The organism is uncultured Acidovorax sp. (assembly GCF_964021665.1).
Taxonomy (GTDB): domain Bacteria; phylum Pseudomonadota; class Gammaproteobacteria; order Burkholderiales; family Burkholderiaceae_C; genus Acidovorax; species Acidovorax temperans.
In genome coordinates this window covers 1-23,328 of record NZ_CAXIAK010000055.1, presented here as the reverse complement: position 1 = coordinate 23,328, position 23,328 = coordinate 1, and the positions used below count along the sequence as shown (strand labels likewise).

Annotated in this window: 19 protein-coding genes; 15 read left to right on the top strand and 4 right to left on the bottom strand. The window is 64.8% G+C overall.

Features of this window, described 5'->3' with window-relative positions; genetic code table 11:
• Positions 1 to 90: 90 nt before the first annotated feature.
• Positions 91 to 1,746 carry an ATP-binding cassette domain-containing protein gene (locus AADJ04_RS12205; RefSeq protein ID WP_341239783.1) on the bottom strand — a complete coding sequence of 552 codons (1,656 nt, stop codon included), beginning with the start codon at positions 1,744 to 1,746 and terminating at the stop codon, positions 91 to 93.
• A gap of 74 nt (positions 1,747 to 1,820) precedes the next feature.
• Between AADJ04_RS12205 and AADJ04_RS12200 the strand changes: the two genes are divergently transcribed.
• The 10 genes from AADJ04_RS12200 to AADJ04_RS12155 all read left to right on the top strand — a co-directional run bounded on the left by AADJ04_RS12200 (position 1,821) and on the right by AADJ04_RS12155 (position 12,644).
• Entirely contained in the window at positions 1,821 to 3,074 is a 1,254-nt protein-coding gene (locus AADJ04_RS12200) for a lipoprotein-releasing ABC transporter permease subunit (protein ID WP_066695809.1), read from the top strand.
• Complete coding sequence (gene lolD / locus AADJ04_RS12195; protein WP_341239782.1) at positions 3,067 to 3,807, top strand: lipoprotein-releasing ABC transporter ATP-binding protein LolD; 741 nt, start codon at positions 3,067 to 3,069, stop codon at positions 3,805 to 3,807. Before AADJ04_RS12200 ends, lolD begins: the two co-directional genes overlap by 8 nt.
• A gap of 18 nt (positions 3,808 to 3,825) precedes the next feature.
• Positions 3,826 to 4,659, top strand: coding sequence for a TatD family hydrolase (locus AADJ04_RS12190; RefSeq protein ID WP_341239781.1), 834 nt, complete (start codon positions 3,826 to 3,828; stop codon positions 4,657 to 4,659).
• A 102-nt stretch (positions 4,660 to 4,761) separates the two neighbouring features.
• Complete coding sequence (locus AADJ04_RS12185) at positions 4,762 to 5,355, top strand: DNA-deoxyinosine glycosylase (protein WP_341239780.1); 594 nt, start codon at positions 4,762 to 4,764, stop codon at positions 5,353 to 5,355.
• Positions 5,356 to 5,359: 4 nt separating this feature from the next.
• Positions 5,360 to 6,124 (top strand): spermidine synthase, encoded by a 765-nt coding sequence (locus AADJ04_RS12180; RefSeq protein ID WP_066690981.1) that lies wholly within the window; start codon positions 5,360 to 5,362, stop codon positions 6,122 to 6,124.
• Between the two features lie 68 nt (positions 6,125 to 6,192).
• Complete coding sequence (locus AADJ04_RS12175; RefSeq protein ID WP_341239779.1) at positions 6,193 to 7,992, top strand: GspE/PulE family protein; 1,800 nt, start codon at positions 6,193 to 6,195, stop codon at positions 7,990 to 7,992.
• Between the two features lie 142 nt (positions 7,993 to 8,134).
• Positions 8,135 to 8,623 (top strand): tripartite tricarboxylate transporter TctB family protein, encoded by a 489-nt coding sequence (locus AADJ04_RS12170; protein ID WP_341239778.1) that lies wholly within the window; start codon positions 8,135 to 8,137, stop codon positions 8,621 to 8,623.
• A gap of 15 nt (positions 8,624 to 8,638) precedes the next feature.
• Positions 8,639 to 10,150, top strand: a complete 1,512-nt coding sequence (locus AADJ04_RS12165) for a tripartite tricarboxylate transporter permease (protein WP_341239777.1) — start codon at positions 8,639 to 8,641, stop codon at positions 10,148 to 10,150.
• Between the two features lie 145 nt (positions 10,151 to 10,295).
• Positions 10,296 to 11,591: a DUF3422 domain-containing protein gene (locus AADJ04_RS12160; protein WP_341239776.1), complete on the top strand. Its 1,296-nt coding sequence runs from the start codon at positions 10,296 to 10,298 to the stop codon at positions 11,589 to 11,591.
• Between the two features lie 180 nt (positions 11,592 to 11,771).
• Entirely contained in the window at positions 11,772 to 12,644 is an 873-nt protein-coding gene (locus AADJ04_RS12155; protein ID WP_044396096.1) for a DMT family transporter, read from the top strand.
• Positions 12,645 to 12,670: 26 nt separating this feature from the next.
• Here the strand turns inward: AADJ04_RS12155 and AADJ04_RS12150 are convergent, their stop codons facing one another.
• Positions 12,671 to 13,348 (bottom strand): SH3 domain-containing protein, encoded by a 678-nt coding sequence (locus AADJ04_RS12150; protein WP_341239775.1) that lies wholly within the window; start codon positions 13,346 to 13,348, stop codon positions 12,671 to 12,673.
• Between the two features lie 60 nt (positions 13,349 to 13,408).
• Between AADJ04_RS12150 and AADJ04_RS12145 the strand changes: the two genes are divergently transcribed.
• The 3 genes from AADJ04_RS12145 (at position 13,409) to AADJ04_RS12135 (ending at position 18,254) form a co-directional block, all read left to right on the top strand.
• Positions 13,409 to 14,236, top strand: a complete 828-nt coding sequence (locus AADJ04_RS12145) for an SDR family oxidoreductase (RefSeq protein WP_341239774.1) — start codon at positions 13,409 to 13,411, stop codon at positions 14,234 to 14,236.
• A gap of 257 nt (positions 14,237 to 14,493) precedes the next feature.
• Positions 14,494 to 15,597: a TRAP transporter substrate-binding protein gene (locus AADJ04_RS12140; RefSeq protein ID WP_341239773.1), complete on the top strand. Its 1,104-nt coding sequence runs from the start codon at positions 14,494 to 14,496 to the stop codon at positions 15,595 to 15,597.
• On the top strand, positions 15,594 to 18,254 hold the full coding sequence (locus AADJ04_RS12135; RefSeq protein WP_341239772.1) for an EAL domain-containing protein: 2,661 nt from the start codon (positions 15,594 to 15,596) through the stop codon (positions 18,252 to 18,254). The genes AADJ04_RS12140 and AADJ04_RS12135 overlap by 4 nt, the downstream gene beginning before the upstream one ends.
• A 100-nt stretch (positions 18,255 to 18,354) precedes the next feature.
• Here the strand turns inward: AADJ04_RS12135 and AADJ04_RS12130 are convergent, their stop codons facing one another.
• Positions 18,355 to 19,254, bottom strand: a complete 900-nt coding sequence (locus AADJ04_RS12130) for a DMT family transporter (RefSeq protein ID WP_341239771.1) — start codon at positions 19,252 to 19,254, stop codon at positions 18,355 to 18,357.
• 94 nt (positions 19,255 to 19,348) lie between these two features.
• Here AADJ04_RS12130 and AADJ04_RS12125 point away from each other — a divergent pair, with 94 nt between their 5' ends.
• Together AADJ04_RS12125 and AADJ04_RS12120 are read left to right on the top strand one after the other, a co-directional pair.
• The gene (locus AADJ04_RS12125; protein ID WP_198845412.1) at positions 19,349 to 20,332 is read left to right on the top strand and encodes a quinone oxidoreductase; all 984 of its coding nucleotides are present in this window, start codon (positions 19,349 to 19,351) and stop codon (positions 20,330 to 20,332) included.
• Positions 20,329 to 21,162 carry an NUDIX domain-containing protein gene (locus AADJ04_RS12120; protein ID WP_341239770.1) on the top strand — a complete coding sequence of 278 codons (834 nt, stop codon included), beginning with the start codon at positions 20,329 to 20,331 and terminating at the stop codon, positions 21,160 to 21,162. The genes AADJ04_RS12125 and AADJ04_RS12120 overlap by 4 nt, the downstream gene beginning before the upstream one ends.
• 42 nt (positions 21,163 to 21,204) lie before the next feature.
• Here AADJ04_RS12120 and AADJ04_RS12115 read toward each other — a convergent pair whose 3' ends face one another.
• Positions 21,205 to 22,860, bottom strand: a complete 1,656-nt coding sequence (locus AADJ04_RS12115) for a Na/Pi cotransporter family protein (RefSeq protein WP_341239769.1) — start codon at positions 22,858 to 22,860, stop codon at positions 21,205 to 21,207.
• Positions 22,861 to 23,328 lie beyond the last annotated feature (468 nt).

Below are 23,328 nucleotides of genomic sequence, written 5' to 3'. Positions count from 1 at the left end.
AAGAGCACCACCCGGGGCGCCTACTGCGTCTCGGCCACCGCGAGCCACTGCGTGTGGGGGCAGAAGACCCTTCGACGGATCCAGCGCGCACTACCGACGCCATGACCGCCCACCCCGACGTGCTGCCGTGGCTGCGGGCGGTGTGTTGCGCTGATCGCGCAGGGCCTGGCTGCGCTGGGATTGCTGCAACCAGTCTTCCACGCCGCCTTCAAATTCGCGCCACACACCGTCGCCTTCGTAGGCAATGGTGCTGGTGACCACGTTGTCCAGAAAGGTACGGTCGTGGCTGACGAGGAACACGGTGCCAGGGTAGTCCAGCAGCAGTTCTTCCAGCAGGTCGATGGTTTCGATGTCCAGGTCGTTGGTGGGCTCGTCCAGCACCAGCACGGTGGCGGGGCGGGCGAACAGGCGGGCCAGCAGCAGGCGGTTGCGCTCGCCGCCCGAGAGGGACCGCACGGGCGAATGCGCACGGGCGGGCGAGAACAGAAAGTCGCCCAGGTAGCTGCGCACATGCTTGCGCTGCCCATTGATCTCGATCCACTCGCTACCGGGGCTGATGAAGTCTTCCAGCGTGGCGTCCAGGTCAATCGCGTCGCGCAGCTGGTCGAAGTAGGCCACCTGCAGGTTGGCGCCGCGGCGGATGGTGCCGCTGTCCGGTTCCAGCTCGCCCAGAATCATCTTGAGCAGCGTGGTCTTGCCTGCGCCGTTGGGGCCCAGCAGGCCAATCTTGTCGCCGCGCAGCAGCGTGGCGCTGAAGTCGCTGGCAATCACCTTGTCGCCAAAGGCTTTGCTCACGTGCTGCAGCTCGGCAACGATCTTGCCCTGGTAGTTGCTGTCGCCACCGGTGCCCACTTCCATCTTCACCTTGCCCACCACATCGCGGCGGGCGGCGCGGGTTTCGCGCAGCTTTTCTAGCCGGCCAATGCGGCTTTGGCTGCGCGTGCGGCGCGCTTCCACGCCCTTGCGCACCCACACTTCTTCCTGCGCCAGCAGCTTGTCAGCCTTGGCATTGATGACGGCTTCCTGCGCCAGCTGCTCTTCCTTTTGCAGGCGGTAGGCGGCAAAGTTGCCGGGGTACGAGCGCAGCTGGCCCCGGTCCAGCTCGACGATGCGGGTGGCAATGCGGTCCAGAAACGCCCGGTCGTGGGTGATGGTGACCACGCTGCCCTTGAAGTCGATGAGCAAATCCTCCAGCCAGCGGATGGAGTCCAGGTCCAGGTGGTTGGTGGGTTCATCGAGCAGCAGCACATCGGGCCGGGCCACCAGGGCCTGGGCCAGGGCCACGCGCTTTTTGGTGCCGCCCGACAGGTCGCCCACGCGCGCTTCAGGGTTCAGGTGCAGGCGCTGCAGGGTTTCTTCCACGCGCTGCTCCCAGTTCCAGGCGTCGGCCGCTTCGATCTGGGTTTGCAGGGCGTCCAGGTCCACGCCATCGGCGTGGGCCAGGTATTGTTCGCGCAAGGCAATCACCCCGGCCAGCCCGGCAGAGGCCGCCTGGAAGATGGTGGCGTCGGGGTCCAGTGCGGGTTCTTGCTCCACAAAGGCGATGCGGGTGCCTTGCTGCACTTGCAGCGTGCCGTCGTCGGGCTTGGCCAGCCCGCCCAGGATTTTGAGCAGCGAAGACTTGCCCGCGCCGTTGCGGCCGATCAGGCCGACGCGTTCATTGGTTTCAAGGGAAAAGCCGGTGTGGTCCAGCAAAGCGACATGCCCGAAAGCCAGCTGGGCATTGAGTAGGGTGATAAGAGCCATGGGGGGGATTATCCGGGGGGCGCCCTGGCGGGTTGTTCAGAAGGGCTTCCACCCAATGCCACAATCGCGCTTCCATGCAAATTCCTTACGAACTGGCTTTGGGCTGGCGCTACACCCGCGCCGGCCGCGCTACGCGGCGCAACGGCTTCATCTCGTTCATCTCGGGCGTGTCCATGCTGGGCATTGCCCTGGGGGTGGCGGCGCTCATCATCGTGCTGAGCGTGATGAACGGCTTTCAAAAAGAGGTGCGCGACCGCATGCTCAGTGTGGTGTCGCACATCGAGATTTTTGCGCCCCACGGGGCCGCGATGCCCGACCCCGCCCGGACGCTGGCCGAAGCGCAGCGAAACCCCAACGTGGTGGGCGCAGCGCCCTTTGTGTCGGCCCAGGCCCTGCTGGCCCGTGGCGAAGACATGAAGGGCACGCTGGTGCGCGGCATTGACCCGGACAAAGAAGGCGCGGTGACCGACTTGGCCGCCACCAACGCCGAGGTGCTCAAGCAACTGGTGCCTGGCGAGTTCCGCGTGGTGCTGGGGCGCGAGCTGGCCCGTTCGCTGGGGGCGCGTGTGGGCGATGCCATCACGCTGATTGCCCCGGCCGGGCAAGTCACCCCCGCAGGCGTGGTGCCCCGCCTCAAGCAGATGACGGTGGCGGGCACGTTTGACTCCGGCCACTACGAATACGACTCGGCCCTGGTGATGCTGCACCACGAAGATGCGCAGCGCATCTTCCGGCTGGAAGGCCCCACGGGCGTGCGCCTGAAGCTCAAGGACCTGCACCAGGCCCGCGAGGTGGCGCAGCAGCTGGCAGGCAGCCTGAGCGGCGACTTGCTGATCCGCGACTGGACGCAGCAGAACCGCACCTGGTTTGCCGCCGTGCAGCTCGAAAAACGCATGATGTTCATCATCCTCACGCTCATCGTGGCCGTGGCGGCCTTCAACCTGGTGAGCACGCTGGTGATGACGGTGACGGACAAGCGCGCCGACATCGCCATCCTGCGCACGCTGGGCGCCAGCCCGAAAAGCATCATGGGCATCTTTGTGGTGCAGGGCGCCATGGTGGGGGTGATTGGCACCTGCGTGGGCCTGCTGCTGGGTTTGGGCATTGCCGCCAACATCGACGTGATCGTCCCGGCCATCGAGCGGGCGTTGAATGCCAGCTTCTTGCCCAAGGACATCTACCTCATCAGCAAGATGCCGAGCGAGCCGCAGGCCAGCGACATCGTGCCCATTGGCGTCATTTCTTTGGTGCTGGCCTTCGTGGCCACGCTGTACCCCAGCTGGCGTGCCAGCCGTGTCAATCCTGCAGAGGCACTCCGCTATGAATAATGTAGCTGCTCGCGCTTATTCAGAGGGCGCTGCAGGCCAAAATGGCCAAAATTCTCTGGGCGGTGAGGTGGTGCTGGAAGCCAAGGGCCTGACCAAGCGCTTCACCGAAGGCCGCCTGGACGTGACCGTGCTGCACGGTGTGGATCTGCAAATCCGCGCAGGCGAGACGCTGGCCATCGTCGGGGCTTCGGGTTCGGGCAAGAGCACGCTGCTGCATCTGCTGGGCGGGCTGGATGCGCCCACGGCGGGCACCGTGCGACTCAAGGGCTCGGAGATGTCGGCCCTTTCGCCCGATCGGCAGGGCCAGCTGCGCAACCAGCACCTGGGCTTCATTTACCAGTTTCACCACCTGCTGCCTGAGTTCAGCGCGCTGGACAACGTGGCCATGCCCCTGCGCATTCGCCGCCTGCCGTTGGCCCAGTGCCATGCCGAGGCCGAACGCGTGCTGGCCTCTGTGGGCCTGGCCGGGCGCTTGCAGCATCGCCCGGCCGAGCTGTCGGGCGGCGAGCGCCAGCGTGTGGCCATTGCCCGCGCCCTGGTCACGCGCCCGGCTTGCGTGCTGGCCGACGAGCCCACCGGCAACCTCGACCGCAGCACGGCCGACGGCGTGTTCGACCTGATGCTGCAACTGGCCCGCGACCAGGGCACCGCGTTTGTGATGGTGACGCACGACGAATCACTGGCCGCGCGCTGCCACCGGGTGGTGCGGCTCACCTCTGGCGTGCTGCGCTGATCGGTGCACTTGCGGCCCATGGCCTGGATTGACACCCACGCCCACCTGGATGCGCCCGAGCTGGCGCACGATGTGGACGCGGTGCGCGAGCAGGCCCGGGCCCAGGGCGTGGTGCATTGCGTGCTGCCCGCGGTAGAGCGCAGCAACTGGGACAGCGTGCGCCTGCTGGCCCACCGCCATGGCGACAGCTATGCCCTGGGCATTCACCCCCTGTACACCGGCCGCGCGCAGGACGAAGACCTTGAGCTGCTGGCCCACACCCTGCAGCAGCACCGCGCTGACCCGCGCCTGGTGGCCGTGGGCGAAATCGGGCTCGACTACTTTGTGCCGGGGCTGGACGCCGAGCGCCAGCAGCGCTTTTACCGCGCGCAGCTGGTGCTGGCGCGGCGGTTTGATTTGCCCGTCATCCTGCATGTGCGCCGCTCGGCCGACCAGCTTCTGAAGGCGCTGCGCCAGGTGAAGGTGCGGGGGGGCATTGCCCACGCGTTCAACGGCAGCCTGCAGCAGGCCCAGGCGTTCATTGCGCTGGGCTTCAAGCTGGGGTTTGGCGGGGCGGTGACCTACGACCGCGCCCTGCAACTGCGCCGCCTGGCCACCGAGCTGCCGCTGGGCAGCCTGGTGATGGAAACCGATTCGCCCGACATTCCCCCGCACTGGCTCTACACCACCGCTGCCGAGCGGGCGCAGGGCCAGCCCCAGGGTCGCAACACCCCTGCCGAGCTGCCCCGCATTGCGCAGGTGGTGGCTGGTCTGCGCGGCATGGCTGTGGCGGACCTGGCCCAGGCCAGCACCGCCAATGCCTGCGCCGCATTGCCGGGGTTGCAGAAGTTATTGCATCAAAATGGCCTGTAGCGCTTATCTATCAAGCGCTTATTGCTATTGAATTAATAGCTGAAACTCCCTAGCGGTGCCTGGATACATTCTGGATACACAGGCCGTTCACAATCCTCCGCCATGACCACCCCGCAGGAACCCGCACCCTTGGCCGACGGCGCTGCAACCCCAGCCAGTGAGGTGCCGACGCGGCTGGTGGGCTTGCCCCCGGTGGTTTCGGATCGCACCGTGGTGCTGGTGCTGGGCAGCTTTCCTGGGGCCGCGTCGCTCAAGGCGCAGCAGTATTACGGGCACCCGCAAAACCACTTCTGGCGCATTCTGCAAAGCCTGTGGCCCCAGCACCCCTTGCCGCCCGCCGGGCCGCAGCACTACGCCCAGCGCTGTGCCTGGCTGCTGGAGCGCCGCTTGGGCCTTTGGGACGTGTACGCCAGTTGTGAGCGCGAGGGCAGTCTGGACACCAGCATTCGCCACGCCGTGGTCAATGATTTTGCGCAGTTGCTGCGCGAATGCCCTGGCCTGCGCGCCATCGCCCACAATGGTGGGGAAAGCTTCAAGCACAGCGCGGCGGTGCGGCAACAATGGGCGGGTGCCTACTCTGGCGCCCAGGTGCAGTCGGTGCGCCTGCCCTCCACCAGCCCTGCCAACGCCAGCTGGAGCTTTGAACGTAAACAGACTGCCTGGGCCGAACTGATGGCCGCGCACGGATTGCTTTGAACCCATGACCCGCAAGAAAAACACCACCCCCGAGCTGCCGGAAGTCAGCGTTTCTGACGATGGCGAAGTGCGCCACCTGCACCTGGGCACCCCCTGGATTCAGGGCTCCATGCGTGTGGACGACCCCTTCGCGCTGGAGCTGGAATACGTGCAGCGCATGATGGCCTGGCTGCTGTTCGTGGAGCCCACCTCCGTCACCAAGCGGCACGCCATGCAGCTGGGCCTGGGGGCCGGGGCCATCACCAAGTTCTGCCACAAAAAACTGCGCCTGTGCGCCACCGCCATCGAGCTGAACCCACAGGTGCTGGCCGTGTGCCGCCAGTGGTTCAAGCTGCCGCCCGATGGGGCCAAGCTGCGCGTCATCCTGGGCGATGCCGCCAAGGAAATCCGCGACCCCATGTGGCTGGGCACGGTGGATGCCCTGGCGGTGGACCTGTACGACCACGAAGCCGCCGCGCCCGTGCTCGACAGCCCCGACTTCTACGCCGACTGCCGCGCGCTGCTGTCGGAAGACGGGTGCATGACGGTGAACCTGTTTGGCCGATCGTCCAGCTTTGAGCGCAGCCTGCAAAGCATGGCCACTGCGTTTGGCGAAGAGGCGCTGTGGGCCTTCAAGCCCACGCGCGAAGGCAACACCGTGGTGTTGGCCCAGCGCACCCCTTCGCGCCCCAAGCGCGCCGAGCTGATGGCCCGCGCCGAGGTGGTGCAAGAGCGCTGGGGCCTGCCTGCCACCAAGTGGCTGCGCGTGTTCAAGCCCGTGGTGGCTTGAAGAAGGCCAGGGCGGCACCGGTGTGCGGCCCGGGTTGTTGATGTTGTCGATTCCAGCAGGTTTGTCCCATGTCCACCGTTCCTCCCGCCGTTCCCCGCGCTTCTTCGTCCGCTGCGTTCACAGGCCCCCTGGTCTGGCGTAAGGTGGTGGACTGGCTCAGCGCGGATGGCGTGATTTCGACCGACGAGGCGCAGCGCACCATTGCGCGCTGTTCCCAGGCCGAAAGCGCCCAGAACCCGCTGGTGCGCCTGTCCAACGTGGCCATGGCGCGCGCCAGCGATGGCCGCCCGCTGGACATCGAGGCACTGACCGAATACCTGGCCCAGCGCGCCGGCCTGCCGTACCTGCGCATCGATCCGCTGCGGGTGGATGTGGGCCGCGTGGCCGACACCATGAGCGCCACCTACGCCGAGCGCCACAAGGTGCTGCCTGTGCAGGTCACACCCACGGAAGTGGTGGTGGCCACGGCCGAGCCGTTTGTGACCGACTGGGTGGCCGAGGTCGAGCGCCAGTCGCGCCGAACGGTGCGCCGCGTGGTGGCCAACCCGCAAGACATCCACCGCTTCACCGCCGAATTTTTTGCGCTGGCCAAATCCGTGCGTTCGGCCCAGAAAGCCGGTGGCGCCAGCGCGGGCAGCAGCTTTGAGCAACTGGTGGAGCTGGGCAAGACCAACAAGCAGCTCGATGCCAACGACCAGGGCGTGGTCAAGGTGGTGGACTGGCTGTGGCAATACGCCTTCGACCAGCGCGCCAGCGACATCCACCTGGAGCCACGGCGCGAGCAAGGCGTGATCCGTTTTCGCATCGACGGTGTGTTGCATCCGGTGTACCAGATGCCCATGGGCGTGCACAACGCCATCATTTCGCGCATCAAGCTGCTGGGCCGCATTGACGTGGTGGAAAAGCGCCGCCCGCAGGACGGTCGCATCAAGACCCGCAACCCGCGCGGCGAAGAGGTGGAAATGCGCTTGTCCACCTTGCCCACGGCCTTTGGCGAAAAGATGGTGATGCGGATTTTTGACCCCGACAACGCCGTGAAAGACCTGGACGCGCTGGGCTTTTCGCAGCACGACGCGCAGCGCTGGGAGTCTCTGGTCAAGCGCCCGCACGGCATCATTTTGGTGACGGGGCCCACGGGCTCGGGCAAGACGACCACGCTGTACTCCACGCTCAAGCGCGTGGCCACTGAAGAGGTGAACGTCAGCACGGTGGAAGACCCCATCGAAATGATCGAGCCCAGCTTCAACCAGACCCAGGTGCAGCCGCAGCTCGACTTCAATTTTGCCGAAGGGCTGCGCGCCCTCATGCGGCAGGACCCGGACATCATCATGGTGGGCGAAATCCGCGATCTGGAAACCGCCGAGATGGCCATCCAGGCCGCGCTGACGGGGCATTTGGTGTTCTCCACCCTGCACACCAACGATGCCCCCAGCGCCATCACCCGCATGATGGAACTGGGTGTGCCGTCGTACCTCATCAACGCCACGCTGCTGGGTGTGCTGGCGCAGCGGCTGGTGCGCACCTTCTGCAAACAGTGCAAGCAGCCAGACCCCAGCGCTCAGCGCGAGGCCTTGGCCGAGGTCGTCAAGCCCTGGAAGCTCAACGGTGCCTACCAGCCTTACAAGGCCGTGGGCTGCGTGGACTGCCGCATGACCGGGTTCCAGGGGCGCATGGGGCTGTATGAACTGCTCACGGTGACCGAGCCGCTCAAGGACAAGATCAACCAGGCTCCGTCCATCGAGGCGCTGCGCCGCCAGGCGGTGCAGGACGGCATGCGTCCGCTGCGTCTGGCAGGCGCGCTGCGGGTGGCGGAAGGGGTAACTTCACTCGAAGAGGTCATTGCGGCTACGCCACCGCTGGAGGCGTGAGTGTTCTCCACAACGGGGTTTTCCCTGGAATTTCGGTGCCTATCACAGGAGCGTTACGGAATGTAGGTGGAATCCACATCGAGTGCCCCGAACCTTGGAACCACAATCGGCCGATCCGGATTTCCGTAAAGGGGACAAACTCGTGAAAATCAAGAGTCAGAAAGACTTTTGTGCCGGCCTCATGTTCATGGGCGTAGGCACTGCGTTTGCGTGGGGTGCCACCACGTACAACATTGGCACTGGCGCCCGCATGGGCCCTGGCTACTTTCCATTGATCCTGGGGATCTTGCTGGCCATCATCGGCTTGGTGATCACCTTCCAGGCCACCACGGCCGAAACCCCCGATGGGGACAAGATCGGCAAGTGGGCCTGGAAGCCGCTGTTCTTCATCCTGGCGGCCAACTTCACCTTCGGCATCTTGCTGGGCGGTCTGCCTAGCATCGGCGTTCCGGCCATGGGCCTGATCGTTGGCATCTACGCCTTGACCTTCATTGCCAGCCTGGCCGGCAACGAGTTCAGGGCCAAGTCGGTGTTTGTGCTTGCCACCATTCTGGCGGCAGGCAGCTACGTGGCTTTCGTGTGGGCGCTGAAGTTGCAGTTCCCGGTGTGGCCTAGTTTCATTTCGGGTTAAGGCAGGAGCACCACCATGGAATTGTTCGATAACCTGGCGCTCGGCTTTGGCGTCGCCTTCACGTTTCAAAATCTCGTTTACTGCTTTGTCGGCTGTCTGCTGGGCACGCTGATTGGCGTGTTGCCTGGCATTGGCCCTGTGGCCACCATCGCCATGCTGCTGCCAGCCACGTACGCGCTGCCCCCCGTGGCGGCGCTGATCATGCTGGCCGGTATCTACTACGGCGCGCAGTACGGTGGTTCGACCACCGCCATCTTGGTGAACCTGCCGGGCGAATCGTCGTCGGTGGTGACCGTGATCGACGGCTACCAGATGGCCCGCAAGGGCCGTGCAGGCCCTGCGCTGGCCGCTGCGGGTCTGGGCTCGTTCTTCGCCGGCTGCGTGGGTACGCTGATTCTGGCGGCCTTTGCGCCTCCGCTGACTGAAGTCGCCTTCAAGTTCGGCCCTGCGGAATACTTCTCGCTCATGGTGCTTGGCCTGATTGGCGCTGTGGTGCTGGCTTCTGGCTCGCTGCTCAAGGCGGTGGCCATGATTGTTCTGGGCCTGTTGATGGGTTTGGTGGGTACCGACGTGAACTCGGGCGTGGCCCGCTTCAGCTTCGATATCCCTGAGCTGACCGACGGCATCGGCTTCGTGACGATTGCCATGGGTGTGTTCGGCTACGGCGAAATCATTGCCAACCTGGCCCGTCCTGACGACGATCGCGAAGTGTTCACTGCCAAGGTGGAAGGCCTGTTCCCCACCAAGGAAGACTTCAAGAACATGTTCCCTGCGGTGTTGCGTGGTACCAGCCTGGGCTCGGCTCTGGGTATCTTGCCCGGTGGCGGTGCGTTGCTGGCAGCGTTTGCGGCTTACACGGTTGAGAAGAAAACCAAGCTGCGTCCTGGCGAAGTGCCATTCGGCCAAGGCAACATCCGCGGTGTGGCGGCTCCTGAGTCTGCCAACAACGCTGGTTCGCAAACCTCGTTCATTCCTCTGCTGACCCTGGGCATTCCTCCCAACGCCGTGATGGCGCTGATGGTGGGTGCCATGACCATCCACAACATCCAGCCTGGTCCCCAGGTGATGACCAGCAACCCCGAACTGTTCTGGGGCCTGATCGCCTCGATGTGGATCGGCAATGCGATGCTGGTGATCCTGAACCTGCCGCTGATCGGCATCTGGATCAAGCTGCTGACGGTGCCTTACCGCTGGCTGTACCCGTCCATCGTGCTGTTCTGCGCGGTGGGTGTGTATTCCACCAACAACAACACCTTTGACATCTGGATGGTGGGTGCGTTTGGTCTGATCGGCTACATCTTCCACAAGCTGGGCACCGAGCCTGCGCCATTGCTGCTGGGCTTCATCCTTGGCCCGATGATGGAAGAGAACCTGCGCCGTGCGCTGCTGCTGTCGCGTGGCGACTGGAGCGTGTTTGTCACGCGTCCTCTGTCGGCCGGTCTGCTGGCTGCGGCGGCTCTGTTGCTCATCATCGTGCTGCTGCCAGCCGTGAAGAACAAGCGCGAAGAAGCCTTCGTGGAAGACTGATAACGGCAAGGGAGAGGCTTTCTCTCCCGTCTTTGCGCACCTCCAACAACGGCACCTTCGGGTGCCGTTGTTTTTTGCCGTGTGGCGGCGCAGCGGAATAGGGCAGCCGGTACACAATGGGGCTGCTTTGCTTTCCGGGATTTGCATGTCTGCCACGATCAGCCCCACGCAGCACCCGCACCGGGTGTTGCTGCACAACGAAATCCACGCCCGCCCGCCAGAGGCCATGTCGGCGCCGCTGGCCATTGCCCATATCGTCATGCTGGCCGATGCTGCCGAGCGCGAGGCCAGCCGTGCCCATGTGGCCGCGCTGCTGCGCGACCACCACCTGGCGCTGCCCGATGCGGGCACCACCCATCTGCGCATGGACCTGGGGGCCTTTCGCCTACGCTGGGAACTGCATACCGAATTCGTTTCCTGGACCTTCATGGTGCCTGCGGCGGTGGAATCGTTCGGTGAGCGGGAGCCCGTGAGCGCCATCGCCTCGGTGCCGCGCGAGTGGCTGGCGGCACTGCCCGGCCAATGCCTGTGCAGCCTGAACTTGTGGGTGTTGCCCACCCACACCTTCGGCTCGGGCTCGCTGATCAAGCATGTGCTGCATGAGGACACGCTGCTGGCTTCTACCGTGGCGGACGGGCACGGTGAGGTCTATACCGACTTTGCCATCCACGCCGACGGCTTTTCGCGCATGGTGTTGCTGGCTGGCGGCATGACGCAGCGCCGCCTGGGCCGCCTGGTGCAGCGCCTGCTGGAGATCGAAACCTACCGCATGGCCGCCCTGCTGGGGCTGCCTGCTGCGCGCGAGGCCTCTGCTGTGCTGGCCTTTGCCGAGCGTGAACTGGCCGAGCTGGCCAACGCCATCCGCACCGCCAACCGCGATGATGAACCTGCGCTGCTGGACCGCCTGACCCGGCTGGCCGGGCAGGTGGAGAGCCAGTACGCCGCCACACATTCGCGGTTTTCTGCGAGCAGCGCCTATTTCGAGCTGGTGGATCGGCGCATCAAGGACATTGCCGAGTCGCGCCTGGCGGGCATGCAGACCATTGGGGAGTTCATGGACCGGCGCCTCACGCCCGCCCGCAGCACCTGCGAATGGGCCGCGCGCAGGCAGGATGCCCTGTCCCAACGCGTTTCGCGCATGAGCAACCTGCTGCGCACGCGGGTGGAAATCGAGCAGCAGCAAAGCAGCCAGGCCCTGCTGGCCACCATGAACCAGCGGCAGGACCTGCAACTCAAGCTGCAGTCCACGGTGGAAGGCTTGTCGGTGGCGGCCATCACTTACTACATCGTGGGACTGGTCACTTACCTGGCCAAGGGCGGCAAGGCCCTGGGCTGGCCGCTGTCGCCAGAGTCCACCGCGGCCATTGCCATTCCGCTGGTGGCCGTGAGCGTATGGCTGTCTTTACGCCGCTTGCACCACCGGTTGTTTCGCAAGCATTGAGCGGGGCGGTTGCTGCGCGCGTCTGCCATCGCCAGTGGAGCAGGCTGGCACCCAAATGCTCGACGCCGCCGCCTGGCCTGCCGTGCCACACTGGGGCGTTGCTGCCCCCATTCTTCAAAGAACCTTCCCGTGTCGCATCCTGCTACATCCGCTGACAAGCACTCTGGCCTGGCTGGGGGCATGGCGCTGGCGCTGCTGGGCTCCATCGCGTTCAGCGGCAAGGCCATCATCGTCAAGCTGGCCTACCGCTACGGTGTGGACGCGGTCACCCTCATCATGTACCGCATGCTGTTTGCGCTGCCCATCTTTGCCGCGATGGCATGGTGGGCCAGCCGGGGCAAGCCGCCCCTGTCGCGCAAAGACTGGTTGGGGGTACTGGGCCTGGGCGTCACTGGGTATTACCTCGCCAGCTTTCTGGACTTTGCAGGGCTGATGTACGTGACGGCCAGCCTGGAGCGCCTCATCCTGTACCTCAACCCCACGCTGGTGGTGGTGCTGGGCTGGGCGCTGTATGGCAAGCGCATCCGGGCCGGGCAGGCGCTGGGCATGGGCATCAGCTATTGCGGCGTGGTGCTGGTGTTTGGGCTGGAGGCCCGGGAGCAAGGCGCGCACGCCGCCTGGGGTGCGTTGCTAATTTTCTTGAGCGCCGTGAGCTATGCGGTGTACCTGGTCTACAGCGGCGAGATGGTGCAGCGCATCGGGGCGCTGCGTCTGGTGGGCTTGGCCACCACGGTGGCCTGCCTGTGCTGCCTGGCCCAGTTTGTGGCGCTGCGGCCTTTGGGGGCGGCCATCGTGGCGCCTGAAGTGTTGTGGCTGTCGGTGCTGAACGCCATTCTTTGCACGGCTGCGCCGGTGCTCATGGTCATGATGGCCATCGAACGCATTGGTGCCGGCATGGCCGCGCAAGCGGGCATGGTGGGCCCGCTGTCCACCATCCTCATGGGAATCTGGATTCTGGGCGAGCCCTTCACCCTGTGGCTGGCGGCGGGCACGGCCCTGGTCATGCTCGGTATCTTCGTGTTCACCCGTTCGGCAAGGCGGGCGAACGCTTAACGCATGGGGCAGGGCGCTGCCCTCGCTTAGCGGTTGCCTGCGCCCCAGCTGTTGGCGCCACCGCCTGCAGCGCCGCCACCCCAGGCGTTGCCGTTGTTGCCCGAAGAGTAGGTGGACAGGCCCGGTGGAGCGGGCGGCTGTTGGGTGTTGGAGGGCATGCGCTGGTAGGGCGATGCCTGCCCCCCCGCCGTGCGCGTGTTGGGTGCTGCATGCTTGGTGGGCGTTTGCGGTGCATCGTCGGCGCTGCTGTCTCCCTCATGGCCATCTTCGGCGTGGTCGGCCTCTGCGGGAGCCTGGGCTGCTTTTCCATTCCCCCAGCCCCGCGTGCCGGCCGTGGTGGTGGGTGTGGTGGTGCTGGTGCCGCCGCGCCCGAGCACGCCGCCCAGGGTGCGCATGCTGCCGGTGCTGGCATTGTTGTTGCCCGAGGGAGCTGCCGAGTTGGCCGAGCCCATGTCAAAGTTGTGCACCCAGCCGGTGGCGCCTTGGGGCGTCTGCACCTTGACCCAGGGGCCATTGCGCTCCGAAGTCCGGGTCACCTGTGTGTTGGCCGGAATCTGCCCCAGGCTCGGTGCGTTGTCTGCGGGTGATTCGCGCAGTTCGGTCGAGCGCTTGACCACTGCCGTTTGGGCATGTGCAGCGCTCAAAGGTACCGCTGCCGCGAAAGCCAGGCCGCTGGCAAGGGCTAGGTGATGGAGCCAGTTCATGGTGAAAGCCTCAATTTATGATCCGCTGGATGGGGCATCCAACGTAAACCGGAGATTGTTATGGATTTGGGAATTGCGGGCAAATGGGCTTTGGTGTGCGGCGCCAGCAAGGGGCTGGGCTTTGGCTGTGCCCAGGCTTTGGTGCGTGAGGGCGTGAATGTCGTCATCAATGCACGCAACGCCGATGTGTTGGCTCAAGCTGCTGCTAAATTGATAGCTGCCAGCGCTGAATACGCAAGCGCTAGAGGCCAAAAAGACTCACAACCTGCCGTCGTGGCCGTGGCTGCTGACATCACCACCCCCGAAGGCCGTGCCGCCGTGTTTGCCGCTGCGGGTGGCTCAGGCCGCGACTTCGATATCGTCGTGACCAACGCCGGTGGCCCCCCTCCAGGAGATTTCCGCGATTGGGATCGCGACGCGTGGATCAAGGCGGTAGACGCCAACATGCTCACGCCCATCGAGCTGATCAAGGCCACGGTGGATGGCATGGCCGCACGGGGCTTTGGGCGCGTGATCAACATCACCTCCAGCGCTGTGAAGGCGCCGATTGATGTGTTGGGTTTGTCCAACGGCGCGCGCAGTGGCCTGACGGGGTTTGTGGCGGGCGTGGCGCGCAGCAAGATCGCGTCGCAGGGCGTGACCATCAACAACCTGCTGCCCGGCAAGTTCGACACCGATCGCCTGGCCACCACGATGCAAGCCGTTGCCACCAAAACCGGCAAAAGCTCGCAAGAGGTCCGCGTGGCGCAGCAAGCCCAGATTCCGGCTGGCCGCTTCGGAACGCCCGACGAGTTTGGCGCCATTTGCGCTTTCCTGTGCAGCGTGCATGGCGCCTACATCACCGGCCAGAACGTGCTGGCTGACGGTGGTGCGTTTGCGGGCGTGTAACTGAAACGGGCTGGGGGCGGTGCGGCCTTCGCATTTTGTTGGCCCGCCCCTCGTCCGGCCACAACCCACGCTGGCGGCGCTGCCCATGCATGCAGTCTCGATCGACGTCAATTAACTGTTTCCATGCATTAGATTTTTCGGTGAAAACGGGCGTAGCGTAGGCACAATGGCGCATTCCTGCCTGTGGCCCGCAGGGTGGTGCTCTTCGGCTTTTCCAGTGGGGAAGAGCAAAGAGAAACGGGGCTTGTCTGGCAGCCATGCTGAGTCTTTCTCGTTTGCCTCGACTGTTTCGGCGCTGCGCTGCTGCGCTGTGTTGCGGCGTGGTCGGGTGGACGGCGACGTTTGCCTGGTCGCAGCCGCCAGCGTCCAAACCCCCGGTAGCGGTGTCCCACCTGCGTGTGGTGGGCGGTTTGGCCGAGCTCAACCAGTATGTACGCCGTGAAGAACCCTTCTGGACGCGCGAACTCGCGCGCCTGAGCGGTGGGCGCTACACCGCAGAAATCGTCCCGTTCGACCGGGCCGGGGTGCCCGGCACCGAAATGCTGCGCTTGCTGCAGTTGGGAGTGGTGCCGTTGGGTACGGCGCTGATGAGCTCTTTTTCTGCCCAGCATCCCGAATACACGGCCCCGGATCTGGCGGGGCTGAACCCCGACATTGCCACCTTGCGCACCACGCTGGCCGCCTTTCGCCCGCATCTGGAGAAAGCGCTGCGCGATCAGCATGGGGTGGAGCCCTTGGCCATCTATGTGTATCCAGCGCAGGTGATCTTTTGCGGTAAGCCCCTGCGCAGCTTGGCCGATTTGGCAGGGCGCCGGGTGCGCGTGTCATCGTCCACCCAGGCGGATTTTGTGAGCGCCCTGGGCGCAGAGCCCATGCTCACCGGCTTTGCCCAGATCGTGCCCAATGTGACGGCGGGCAGCATCGAGTGCGCGGTCACCGGAACCATGTCGGGCAATACGCTGGGGCTGCACAATTTGATGAGCCATGTGCATGCCTTGCCCGTGACCTGGGGGTTGGCGGTGTTCGGCGCCAACCGCGCCGTCTGGGCTGCCCTGCCGCCGGATTTGCGCGAATTGCTCAAGCGCGAGCTGCCCAAGCTGGAAGCCGACATCTGGGCAGAATCCGAACGCGAAACCGCCGATGGCATGGCCTGCAACCGTGGCGCGCCCGAGTGCCAGGCGGGCCGCAAAGGGCGCATGGTGGTCGTGCCGGTTTCGGCGCAGGATGAACAGCGCCGCAAAGAGATTCTCACCTCCACCGTCCTGCCCCGCTGGCTCCAGCGCTGTGGCGCCCGGTGCGCCCAGGTGTGGAACAGCACCATCGGACCGGCGCGGGGCATCCCTGTACCCAAGTCACCATGAACGTGGCGGTACCTCGGCGTATCAAGTTCTTCGTAGGGGGCGGGGTTGCGGCATTCGTGCTGGCCGTGGTCACGGTGGCGGCGGTGCTCATCTTCAATGCACGGCAGGTCGCCCTGTCGGACGGCGCCAGCGGTGCGGTGCGTTTTGTCTCTAGTGCCGAAGCTGCGCTCAACCGTTCCCTGTTGGGCATTGACGTCTTGCTGGCCAGCATGGACGAGATATTGGATCTGTCGGCGGTGCGGGCGGAATGGCTGGACCCGGAAGTGACCAGCCAGCGCCTGCGCAGCTCGGCCCGCCAAAGCCTGATGGTGCGCTATGTGGCGCTGGTAGACAGGCAGGGGCGCGTTTTGGGTTCGTCAGACGCCGCAGGTGCTGCGGTGGCCTTGTCGTTGCCTTTGGGGTTTGCCGAATCGGTGTTTGAGCAGCCGCTGCCGATGTTGATGGTGAGCGCGCCAGCCGTGAGCTTTGTGAGCGCGGAGCGTGTGCTCTATCTGGCCCGGCAGCTTCGGCTGGCCGACGGAACGCCATTGCTGGCAGTCGCCGAAATGCCCGTGGGTTCGCTGGCCGGTGTTCTGGTTCAGGGCATGGACATTGCCGGGTTGGAGGTCACGCTGGAGCGTGCCTCAGGCCAGCTTCTGCTGACCATGCCGCGGCAGGAAGAGAAATTGGCCAGGGTGCTGACTCCGCCGCTGGCCGAGCTGGATGTGACCGGGCCGCGGTGGAATGCCCGTGCGCGCCTGGGCGGAGAGCAGGCCCTGGTGGTGTACCGCCCGTTGATGTACCAGGACTTGCGCATTGCTGCCAGTGTGCCGCTGCACGCCGCGCTGGCCAATTGGCGCGCAGCGCGCGATGGCATCGTGCTGACGGCGCTGGGTTTTGTGGTGATGATTGTGGTGGTGGGGGTTGTTTCACTGCGCTACGTTGACCGCATGACCCAGGCCCGTTTGGCGATTGCGCAGTCGAAGGCCACGCTCGACGAGGCACTGGAATCCATGGTCAGCGGCTTTGTGGTGCTCGACAGCCAGCTTCGCCTGGTGCAGTGGAACCGGCGCTTTGAAGAGATTTATCCGTGGCTCAAGGGGCAACTGGCGCCCCAGGTTCCGTTCAAGGAATTGCTGAAAGAGAAAGCCCGGCACCACCTGGAAAACGCCAGCGACGAAGAGCAGCAGCGCTGGGTGGAGCAGCGCGTGGCAGTGCAGCGCAACCCCCAGGGGCCGCATGAGCAGGGCCTGCCCGATGGGCGTGTCATCCAGGTCACCGAGCGGGCCACGCCCGATGGCGGCCTGGTGATCACGTACCACGACGTGACCGAGCTGCGCCAGGCCAGCGCAGAGATCGAAAACCTGGCTTTCTACGACCCGCTGACCGGGCTGCCCAACCGGCGCCTGTTGATGGACCGTATCCAGCAGTCGGTGGTGGCCAACGCCCGCAGTGGTTTGCATGGGGCCCTGCTGTTTCTGGACCTGGACCACTTCAAGACCCTCAACGACACCCTGGGGCATGAGGTGGGAGACTTGCTGCTGCAGCAGGTGGCGCAGCGCCTGAAGGCCTGTGTGCGCACGGAAGACACGGTGGCGCGGCTCGGGGGCGATGAGTTTGTGATCATGCTCAAGAACCTGGCCACCAACAGCGAAGAGGCAGCATCGCTGGCCCGCCGGGTGGGCGAGAAGATCCTGCGCCGCCTCAACATGCCCTATTTGCTGGACACCCACACCTACCACAGCACCCCCAGCATTGGCGCCACCCTCATCGGGCAAGACATGCAGCCGCCGGTGGACTTGCTCAAGCAGGCCGACATTGCCATGTACCAGGTGAAGTCACAGGGGCGCAATTCCCTGTGCTTTTTTGATCCGCAGATGCAGATCGCCATCAACCAGCGCGTGCAACTGGAGCACGACCTGCAGATGGCCATCACCGGCAACCAGTTTGAACTGCACTACCAGCCACAGCAGCGCCTGGATGGGCGAATTGTGGGAGTGGAGGGCCTGATCCGCTGGCGCCACCCCGAGCGGGGGCTGGTGGCGCCAGGGGCATTCATCAGCGTGGCCGAGGAGAGCGAAATCATCGTGCCGATCGGGCACTGGGTCTTGCGCACCGCGTGCGAGCAACTGGCGGCATGGAAGGGTGACCCGCGCTGCCAGCATGTGCAGGTGTCGGTCAACGTCAGTGCGCGGCAGTTCCGCCAGCACGACTTTGTGGCCCGGGTGGTGGAAGTGCTGCGCGAGACGGGCGCCCCCGCGCACTTGCTCAAGCTGGAGCTGACGGAGTCGCTGGTGCTGGACGATGTGGACGACACCATTGCCAAGATGGTCCAGCTCAAGACCAAGGGCGTGCGCTTCTCGGTGGACGATTTTGGCACCGGCTACTCATCGCTGGCATACCTCACGCGCCTGCCGCTCGACCAGCTCAAGATCGACCAGTCGTTCGTGCACAACCTGGGCGTGAAACATACCGACGATGTGATCGTGCAGACCATCATCGGCATGGCCCGCAACCTGGAACTGGATGTGATTGCCGAAGGGGTGGAAACCGCCGAGCAGCGTGACACGCTGGCGCGGTATGGCTGCCACTACTTCCAGGGCTATTTGCTAGGGCGGCCCATGCCACTGAGCGAGATCGAAGCCCTGCTGGGCAATGACCTGGCTTTGCTGGGCTGATACGGATTTGCCGGCAACCGTATCGCGTCGCCGGTTCGCTTTGCCGTGCTCACCGCGCCAGCGCTCAATACAGCCAGCGCTCAATACATCGCGCCAGCGCTTAGCGCCGGGATGACACCACGATCCCGCCCACGATGAAGGCGAACGCCACGCCGTGAAACAGGTGCGGTGTTTCGCCAAGAAAGGCCGCCGACAGCACGGCTGCGAACAGCGGCGTGAGGTTGACGAAGAAGCCCGCCACCGCAGGCCCTGCCCGCTGCACGCCCACACCCCAGCAGCGGTAGGCCAGCACCGCTGGCCCCACGGCGATGAAGGCCAGTGCGGCCAGCAAGGGCGCGCCCCAGTCGATCTGCGTGTGGCCCAAACTCCATTCCACGCCTGTGAAGGCGCCGGACCAACCCAGGCCAAACACCATCTGCGCCATCAGGAAGGCCGCCCAATCGCCGCGCAGGCTGGCGGGCTCACTGGTCCTCACCAAAAGCCAGCTGTAGAACGACCACGATGCCGTGGCCATCAGCATGAACACATCGCCGGGCACCAGCCGCAGAGCCAGCAGCTGGTTCCACTCACCACGGCTGAGCACGATCAGCACCCCGGTGATGGAGAGCACCGCGCCTACCAGTTGCTGGCGCGTGACCGAGGCACCAAAAAACAGCGCCCCCACCGCCAGCATCCACACCGGCATGCTGGAGCCCACCAGCGTCACATTGATGGGGGTGGAGGTTTGCAGCGCCATGTACTGCAGTGCGTTGTAAAGCCCGATGCCCAGCAGGCCCAGCACTGCATAGCGCCGCCAGTGGGGCCACAGGGGGCTGTCTTTGCGCAGCACCCCGTGGGCCAGCGGCAGCAGGATGGCAAAGGCCAGCACCCAGCGGAAGAAGTTCAGGGTGATGGGCGGGATCATGGCGTGCACCAGCCGGCCCACCACGGCATTGCCCGCCCACAACAGGGGCGCGGTCACGAGCAGCGCAGCCGTGCCGGGCGTGAGTCTTTGAGTCATGCCCCGGAATGTAACGGGCTCGCTCCGGCAAGGCTTGCAGATTCATGGCAGGATGGCGGCCGTTTGTCCCTCTTGTTACAGGAGCGTTGTTGCCATGAGCCTTGCCGTCCAGATCCGCCAGCATGGTGGTCCCGAAGAACTCCAGATTGTTGACGTACCCGTGGGGGAGCCGGGCCCTGGCGAGATCCGCATTCGCCACCATGCCGTCGGCCTGAACTTCATCGATGTGTACCACCGCACGGGCTTGTATCCGCTGAACATGCCTGCGTCCATCGGCATGGAAGCGGCTGGCGTGGTGGAAGCTGTGGGTGAAGGCGTGACCCACCTGGCCCCTGGCGACCGCGCGGCGTACGCCAGCAACCCACCAGGCAGTTATTGTGAAGCGCGCGTCATGCCTGCCAAAACCGTTTGCAAGCTGCCCGACGCCATCAGCTTTGAAACCGGCGCTGCGATGATGCTCAAGGGCTTGACGGCGCAATACCTGCTCAAGAAAACACTGCCCGTGGAAGGTCTGCAGCCCGGCGATTTCGTGCTCTTCCACGCCGCAGCGGGCGGCGTGGGGCTCATAGCATGCCAGTGGGCCAAGGCCCTGGGCTTGCAGCTCATCGGCACTGCCGGCTCAGACGCCAAATGCCAACTGGCGCTGGCCAATGGTGCGGCGCACGCCATCAACTACAGCCGTGAAGACTTTGCCGCGCGCGTGAAGGAAATCACCGGCGGCAAGGGCGTGAAGGTGGTGTACGACTCGGTGGGCAAGGACACTTGGGACAAGTCGCTGGACTGCCTGCGCCCCTTCGGCCTGATGGCCAGCTTTGGCAACGCATCGGGGCCCGTGCCTGCATTTGCTCCAGGCCAGCTCGGGCCCAAGGGCTCGCTATACCTCACCCGCCAGACGCTGTTCACGCACATCTCTACGCGTGAAAGCACCCAGGCCATGGCCGATGACCTGTTTGCCGTGGTGGCCAGCGGCCAGGTCAAGATCCATATCGACCAGCGCTACCCCTTGGCCGACGTGCAGCAGGCGCACCGCGACCTGGAAGCGCGCAAGACCACCGGGTGCACCATCCTGACGCTGTGAGCCCGGCCGTTCAGACGCCCGCGTTCGCGCAATGGCTGGTGGGGGCGCGGGCGGCGGCGCAGCAGCCACCGGCCCAGCCCCGCATACCACTGGTGGTGGCTGGCCACGAAGTGGGGTCGGTGGCTGCAGGGGTTTTGGATGATATTGGCCTGCAGCGCTTACTGGATAAGCGCGAGCAGCTATATTTTCAGGAGCAAAATGGGGCGTTCGCCTGGCATTTGCCTGTGCCAGATGCGGAGGTCACCCCCGCCCTGAATGCGCTGGCTGCAGCGCTGCGCCAGGTGGGGCGCTGTGGCCCCTGGCGCGATGAACAGCTGGCGGTAACCAATGTACAAGGCGCAGTGGTGGGCACAGTGGAGCGTGGTGCTGTGCGGGTGCTGGGCATTGCCACGCGCGCGGTGCACTTGGTGGGTTTGGCGCCGGATGGGCGCATGTGGGTGCAGCGGCGCTCGCTCACCAAACCCAATCACCCCGGCAAGTGGGACACCCTGATGGGCGGCATGGTGTCAGCGCAGGATTCACTGCACCAGGCGCTGGCGCGTGAAACCTGGGAAGAGGCGGGCCTGGAAGTGGCTGCACTCACGCAGGTGGTGCACGGTGGTCACGTGGATTTCTCCCGCCCCAGCCGCGAGGGTGGGGGCGTTGGCTTCATGCGAGAGCGCATCGACTGGTTCAGTGCCCAGGTGCCCGAGGGGCAAGTGCCCCGCAATCAGGATGGCGAGGTGGACGAGTTTGCATTGCTGCCGATTCCGCTGCTGTGCGAACGTGTGGCACAGGGCCACTTCACGCCCGAGGCGGGGTTGGTGATTGGTGGTTTTCTGGGCCTGTAGCGGGTTGGCTCGGCACCGAGGCCCAGCCAGCCGCGGCCAAGGTCAGACGGGCTCTGACGGCAGTTTGAGGCGGCTGGGCGCCAGCGCCCCGGCCGATTCCAGAATCGGGTAGGCAATGGAGCACAACAGCGAGTTGATGCGCTTGAGCTCGCTGATCAAGTCGATGTGCAGTGAGCTGGTTTCAATGCTCTGCACCGTGTTGTCTGACAGGCGCGCCAGGTGCGTGGCCGAGTAGGCGCGCTCCAGATCGCGGAAGCGAGCTTTTTCTTCCAGCAGCTTTTGTGCGTCGCGCACGTTGCCGTTGAGGAACACGCTCATTGCCAGGCGCAGGTTGGCCACCAGGCGGGTGTGCAGTTCGTTGATCTCTTCCATGCCAGCTTCGGAGAACTGCCGGCCTTTCTTGATCTTCTTGTCCTCAATGTCGATGAGCACGCGTTCGATGATGTCGCCAATCTGCTCCATGTTGATGGTGAAGCTGATGATGTCTGCCCACCGGCGGCCTTCGCGCTCGTCCAGGGCCTCGCGCGAAATCTTGGTCATGTAGTACTTGATGGCGGAGTACAGCTCATCCACCTGATCATCGAGTTTGCGCAGGTCTTCGGCCAGCTTCTGGTCATCGGTGCGAATGACCTGGTGCAACCCCAGCAACATGGACTCCACCACATCGGCCTGGTGCAGCGCTTCGCGCGCAGCGCAGGAAATCGCCAGCGAGGGCGTGGCCAGCGCCGACGGATCCAGATGCCGGGGGCGGCTGCCTGCTGCGGCCTGCGTGTCTGCCACCGGGAGCAGGCGTTGCACGGCACGCGCCACCGTGCCTGTGAGCCCGATGCACACCAGCCCCACCACCGCGTTGAATGCCAGGTGGAACAGCACCACCAGCGAAGCGTTGTCGGGAACATAGGGGCGCACATGTTTGAGCCACAGCCCGATCAGCGGGGTCATGATGATGACGCCCATGATCTTGAAGAACAGATTGCCCAGCGGCACCTGCCGCGTCTGCACATTGGAGCGCATGGTCGTGGCCACCGCCAGCAAGCCGCTGCCCAGGTTGGCGCCCACCACCAGCCCCAGTGCCACATCCACCGGAATACCGCCCGAGCCCGCCAGCGTGGCCGTGAGCAGCACGGTGGCCAGGCTGGAATAAGCCAGCACAGCCAGCACGGCGCCCGTGAAGACCGCCAGCAGCAAATCGCTGGTCAGCGCACCCAGCAGGGTGCGCACGGTGGGCGACTGGGTCAGCACGGTGGTGGATTCGGTGATGAGCCGCAGGGCCAGCAGCATCAAGCCCAGGCCAATCAGCACCCGGCCCACGCGGCCCACGGCGGTGTCTTTGCGCGAAATGAACAGCACCACGCCCACAAAGATGAACAACGGCGACAGCCACGACAAATCGAGCGAAAACACCACAGCCATCACGCTGGTGCCTACATCCGCGCCCAGCATCACGGCCAGTGCGGCAGGCAGCCCCACCAGCCCCTGGCCCACAAATGACGACACGATGAGTGCGGTAGCGGTACTGGACTGCACCACAGCCGTGACGCCCATGCCCGAGAGAACAGCGGTGAAGCGGTTGCTTACGCTGCGGGAGATGAGTTGGCGCAGATTGGCGCCGAATACCCGCAGGATGCCGGTACGCACCAGGTGCGTGCCCCAGATGAGCAGGGCCACGGCAGCTAACAAGTTCAACAAATGCTTCATGGAATGCAGGCGTTCTTTTTATTCTTGGGGGTGTGCGTGGGCTTGGGCTTGTACCGCAGGGCGTCCGTCAACAGCGCAAAACCACTTGGGTTCGTAGTGCTCTTTGGACCCGCGTGTATCCACGGATAAGCAAACAACGTGCACAATGCGAATTGTCATAAAACTGTCATGAAGCATACCCCTGATTTCACCTCGCAAGGCGCAAGCCCCCAGGTGAATCGGTGCATTCGGAATGCGTTGCTGGTGGGAGCTATGCACTTGGGCATTCGTCAGGCAGATTCACAGAGGCTGGTGCTCTCGCTGTGAGCCAGGTGCGTTGCCTTCAATCTGCCGAGGTATCGCCGTTCATGAGGCTGCTGAAAACAAAACGGCCCGCACGAGGCGGGCCGTATCGAGGGCAGGTCGCTCTCAGCCTTCCCGGCGGGCTCTCAGCAGCTCGTCCACGATCAGGCAGACCGCGCCGACCGT